The 4,975-nt window shown below is 70.8% G+C and carries 4 protein-coding genes and 1 pseudogene; 1 reads left to right on the top strand and 4 read right to left on the bottom strand.

The annotated features are described in order from the left end of the window. The 4 genes and pseudogenes from AB0K09_RS29730 to glnA form a co-directional block, all read right to left on the bottom strand. Positions 1-120 (bottom strand): annotated as a pseudogene (locus AB0K09_RS29730) (SAM-dependent methyltransferase); the annotation flags it as partial. Between the two features lie 34 nt (positions 121-154). Next, complete coding sequence (locus tag AB0K09_RS29725; protein ID WP_366068510.1) at positions 155-1,198, bottom strand: family 2 encapsulin nanocompartment cargo protein terpene cyclase; 1,044 nt, start codon at positions 1,196-1,198, stop codon at positions 155-157. A gap of 10 nt (positions 1,199-1,208) precedes the next feature. After that, the gene (locus AB0K09_RS29720; RefSeq protein ID WP_366068509.1) at positions 1,209-2,636 is read right to left on the bottom strand and encodes a family 2B encapsulin nanocompartment shell protein; all 1,428 of its coding nucleotides are present in this window, start codon (positions 2,634-2,636) and stop codon (positions 1,209-1,211) included. A gap of 253 nt (positions 2,637-2,889) precedes the next feature. After that, positions 2,890-4,299: a type I glutamate--ammonia ligase gene (glnA, locus tag AB0K09_RS29715; RefSeq protein WP_366068508.1), complete on the bottom strand. Its 1,410-nt coding sequence runs from the start codon at positions 4,297-4,299 to the stop codon at positions 2,890-2,892. Between the two features lie 237 nt (positions 4,300-4,536). On the opposite strand from glnA, the gene AB0K09_RS29710 reads away from it, so the two are divergent. Further along, positions 4,537-4,975 (top strand): RDD family protein (locus AB0K09_RS29710; protein WP_366068507.1); only part of this gene is annotated, 439 nt, incomplete at its 3' end.

The following is a 4,975-nucleotide window of genomic DNA, read 5'->3' as shown; positions in this document are numbered from 1 at the left end:
CAGGCCGTCGACGTCGCCCAGACGCAGATTGACCGGGTCCTTCTCCTTGTTCCAGTAGTCGGCGACCGACCTCTGGTAAGCGGTACGCAGGACGTCGGACGGGGCGGGGACGGTTGTCACGCGGGAACTCCTCGGTAAGGGTGGACAGGGGCGCTCAGACGGCGCCGTTGTAGCGGGGGCTGCCGCTGTGCCACTCGCGGTTGCCGCCCAGCCAGGCCCACACCCCCGCGAGGAAGCGGCGCAGCTGGGGCGAGCCGGTGAGCGCCAGGGCCGCGGCCTCGAACTCGAAGGTGCGCACCAGCTCGTCGTGGATCCGGACGCTCCGCTCGACCGCCTCGCGCGGCGAGCAGCGCTCCTCCGCGGCGATCACGGTGGGCAGGTTGAACTCCGTACCCGAGGAGTGCTCCTCCTTCGCCATCGAGTACAGGTCGTTGACGAGCGTGGCCGCGGTGGAGGCCATCGTCACGGCCCGGCGCACCCGGGGGTCGGCGTACTCGGCGGTCGGCAGCAGATAGCCGCCGACCACGTCGGTGAGGGCGACGCACGGCAGGAAGCTGTTGATCTGGCGGTGCGCCAGGTACTCCCACACGGCGGGCATCCGGCCCTGGGTCCGCCAGGAGCCCTCCTGGCAGTAACCCGTGAACAGCACGGCGATCTCGTGCCGCAGCCGGTTCAGCTGGGACGCCTCCGCGTACCGGGACAGATGCGCGAGCCCGGAACGCAGGGCGGCGCGCACGGGGTCGTCGCGCATCGCCTTCTCCAGGGCCGGCACATGGGCGGCCGGCAGGTGGGAGGGGTCGACGGCCGCGTACGCCACGCCCAGGTGCGCGCCGAGCGTGACGGGCGCGGAGCCCATCGTCTCGTCGTCGCAGTAGTAGTCGTCCGTGGCCCACTCCGCCAGCGCGCACTTGCCGGCCGCCAGCAGGCGGTCGGGGTCGTCCGCGTCGGGGTGGGCCAGCATCATCAGACGCCCGAAGTCCGCCGCGCGCACGCGGTCGAGCCGCCCGGCGTACAGCCCGAGCTCCTCGGCCCATGCCACGAGCCGGCCGTTGACCTCCTCGGCGAGCGCCGGATCGTCCCGCACGGCGGGCGGGCAGTACAGCTCGGGGACGGCCGGGGCGTTGGCGGCCGCCGGCTTCCGCCGCACGATACGGGCGGCGGAGGTGCCCAGCCCCGTGGGCCCGGTGGGCAGTGACACGGGTCCCTCCTCAGGACGGGGTGCCGAAGACCTCGACGTTCTCCAGGACGCCGAGCGCGTCCGGCACCAGAACGGCCGCCGAGTAGTAGGTGCTGACCAGGTAGGAGATGAGGGCCTGGTCGTTGATGCCCATGAACCGCACGTTCAGGCCCGGCTCGTACTCGTCGGGTATGCCGGTCTGCCGCAGGCCGACCACACCCTCGTCCGCCTCGCCCAGGCGCGTCGCGAGGATCGCGGACGTGCCCTCCTCCGAGACCGGGATCTTGCCGCAGGGCAGGAGGGGCACGCCCCGCCAGGCGGGCACGCCGTGACCGCCGACCTCGGCGCGGTCGAGGGCGAGGCCCCGCTTGTTGCACTCGCGGCCGAAGGCGGCGATCGCCTTCGGGTGCGCGAAGAACGCGTCGGTCCCGCGCCGCATGCTCAGCAGCTCGTCCATGTCGTCCGGGGTGGGCGGCCCGGAGTGGGTGGAGATCCGCTGGCTGTGGTCGGCGTTGTGCAGCAGCCCGAACTCCGGGTTGTTGACCAGCTCCGACTCCTGGCGCTCGCGCAGCGCCTCGATCGTCAGCCGCAGCTGCTCCTCGATCTGGTCCATCGGGTCGTTGTAGAGGTCGGCGACCCGGCTGTGCACCCGCAGGACCGTCTGGGCCACGCTCAGCTCGTACTCGCGCGGTGCGAGCTCGTAGTCGACGAACGTGCCCGGCAGTACCGGCTCGCCCGTGTGCCCGGAGGCGAGCGCGATCTCCGCCTCGCCCTTCTTGTTCCGCGGCCGCGCCTGCTCGGCCCGGCGCCGGCCGACATGGGCCCGCAGCCGCTCGCTGCGGCCCGCCACCGCCTCGTAGGCCGACCGGGGCAGGGCCAGCACCGTGCACGCCGTCATCGCGCGTGCCGTGAACTGCCACGTGCCCGGCTCCTCGGCCAGCATCTGCCCGCCGAAGTGGGCACCGTCGGCCAGCACCCCGCGCCGGGTCTCGGCGCCGTACTGCCCGGCGCCGGTCTTCTCCACCTTGCCGTGCGCGATCAGGAAGACGTGGTCGACGGGCCGGCCCCGCTCGGCGATCACCTCGCCGGGCCCGTACTCCCGCTGCTCGCACCGCTCGGCCAGCGCCCGCAGCGCCTCGATGTCGTCGAACCCGCGCAGCAGCGCCAGCTCCCCGAGCTCCGCCGGGACCACCTTGACCGAGGCCCCCTCCTGCACGAACGTCACCCGCCCGTCGCCGACCTCGTACACCAGCCGCCGGTTGACCCGGTACGTGCCGCCCTTCACCTCGACCCAGGGCAGCATCCGCAGCAGCCACCGCGAGCTGATGCCCTGCATCTGCGGGGCGCTCTTGGTCGTGGTCGCCAGGTTCCGCGCGGCGGCGACCCCCAGACTGAGCTGCGCCCGCCCCGCCGGCCCCTCGAACTGCTCCGGCCGCTGCCGGTGCGCTGCGGTCGACATCCCGGTTCCTCCTGCTGAGCGCCTCCGTTTTCCGCCGCGCAAGTGAAGCAGCGCAAGATCATGTCGGTCGAGTGGCGGGAGAGATACGCGACGTGTTCACGCCACGGAGGGGGAGGGGAATTCCTGTTGCCGTCCGGCCGGAGCGACTGGGAGTGCCGTCGAGGATGGCGGAAAACGTACGAGTGAACGCACGAGTGAGGGCCGTCACCCCGGTCTCCGGGGTGACGGCCCTCACCGTCGGTCTACGCGCTTCCTAGATGTCGAAGTACATCTCGAACTCGTGCGGGTGCGGCCGCAGCTGGATCGGGGCGATCTCGTTGGTGCGCTTGTAGTCGATCCAGGTCTCGATCAGGTCGGACGTGAAGACGCCGCCCGCCAGCAGGTACTCGTGGTCCGCCTCCAGGGCGTCGAGCACGGCCGGGAGGGAGGTCGGGACCTGGGGGACGTTCGCGTGCTCGTCGGGGGCGAGCTCGTAGAGGTCCTTGTCGATCGGCTCGGCCGGCTCGATCTTGTTCTTCACGCCGTCCAGGCCGGCCAGGAGGAGGGCCGAGAAGGCGAGGTAGGGGTTCGAGGACGGGTCCGGGGCGCGGAACTCGACGCGCTTGGCCTTCGGGTTGGAGCCCGTGATCGGGATGCGCATGGCCGCGGAGCGGTTGCGCTGCGAGTAGACCAGGTTGACCGGGGCCTCGAAGCCGGGGACCAGGCGGTGGTAGGAGTTCACCGTCGGGTTGGTGAAGGCCAGCAGCGACGGGGCGTGCTTGAGGATGCCGCCGATGTAGTAGCGGGCGGTGTCCGACAGGCCCGCGTAGCCCTGCTCGTCGTAGAAGAGCGGCTCGCCGCCCTGCCACAGCGACTGGTGGACGTGCATGCCGGAGCCGTTGTCACCGAAGATCGGCTTGGGCATGAAGGTCGCGGTCTTGCCGTTGCGCCAGGCGACGTTCTTCACGATGTACTTGAAGAGCATCAGGTCGTCGGCGGCGGCGAGCAGCGTGTTGAACTTGTAGTTGATCTCCGCCTGGCCGGCCGTGCCGACCTCGTGGTGCTGGCGCTCGACCTGGAGGCCGGCCTTGTCCAGCTCCAGGGAGATCTCGGCGCGCAGGTCGGCGAAGTGGTCGACCGGCGGGGCCGGGAAGTAGCCGCCCTTGTAGCGGACCTTGTAGCCGCGGTTGTCCTCCAGCGCACCGGTGTTCCAGGCGCCCGCCTCGGAGTCGATGTGGTAGAAGGACTGGTTCGCGCTGGTCTCGAAGCGGACACTGTCGAACACGTAGAACTCGGCCTCGGGGCCGAAGAACGCGGTGTCGGCGATGCCGGTGGAGGCCAGGTACGCCTCGGCCTTCTTCGCCACGTTCCGCGGGTCACGGCTGTACTGCTCGCCGGTGATCGGGTCGTGGATGAAGAAGTTGATGTTGAGGGTCTTGTCGCGGCGGAAGGGGTCGACACGGGCCGTGGAGAGGTCGGCACGCAGCGCCATGTCGGACTCGTGGATGGCCTGGAAGCCACGGATCGACGAGCCGTCGAAGGCCAGCTCCTCGGCCGGGTCGAACGCCGCGGCCGGCACCGTGAAGTGCTGCATCACGCCCGGCAGGTCGCAGAACCGGACGTCGACGAACTTGACGTCCTCGTCAGCGATGAACTTCTTGGCGTCATCGGCGTTCTGGAACATCCAACTCCTCCTAGCCCGGCCGCACGCGGTCGGGGATTGCTTGCGTGGCGCGGTCCGAGTCGCGTAATCCGTTTCGCGTTGGCGCGCTGGGGCCGACCCTAGAGAGACGGGATTTCCCAAGCATGACCCGATTGTTTCGCCGAGGTTAATCGGCGCGCGGTGATTGTCATGTCGTGGTGGAGGAGTGTCGTGGACCCGGAGCCCGGAGATCGTATGCCGTCGCAGTACCGTTGACGGGTGGACAACAGGCAAGCAATCGGCTCGTGGCTCTCCGGCCCCCGCGCGGCGGCCGAGGAGATGGGCATCGAATTCGGTCACCGGGGTGAGCGCCTGGGCCTGCCGGAGCAGGGGCCCGGCTCCATCGCCCCCCTCGGACGGCGCTTCGGCGCCGTCTTCGTCGACTGGGCGCTGTGCATGCTCGTCGCCTACGGATTCTTCTCCCACGGCGACCCCCAGCGGACCGGCAACTGGGCCCTGCTGATCTTCTTCCTGCTCGCCCTGCTCACCGTCGGTACGGTCGGGTGCACGCCCGGCAAGCGGCTGCTCGGGCTGCGGGTCGTCGCCGAGGGCGGCGGACGGCTGTGGACGAGACACGGGCCCGGCGGCTGGCCGGGCTGTGGGAGGAGTCGGCGGGCACGGGCGACGTGCGGCTGGAGCTCGTCGACTGCCCGGACCG

It is taken from the genome of Streptomyces sp. NPDC049577, from assembly GCF_040675635.1.
GTDB lineage: Bacteria > Actinomycetota > Actinomycetes > Streptomycetales > Streptomycetaceae > Streptomyces.
Note: the sequence above shows the minus strand (reverse complement) of the source record. Positions and strands in the feature narration are given on the sequence as shown.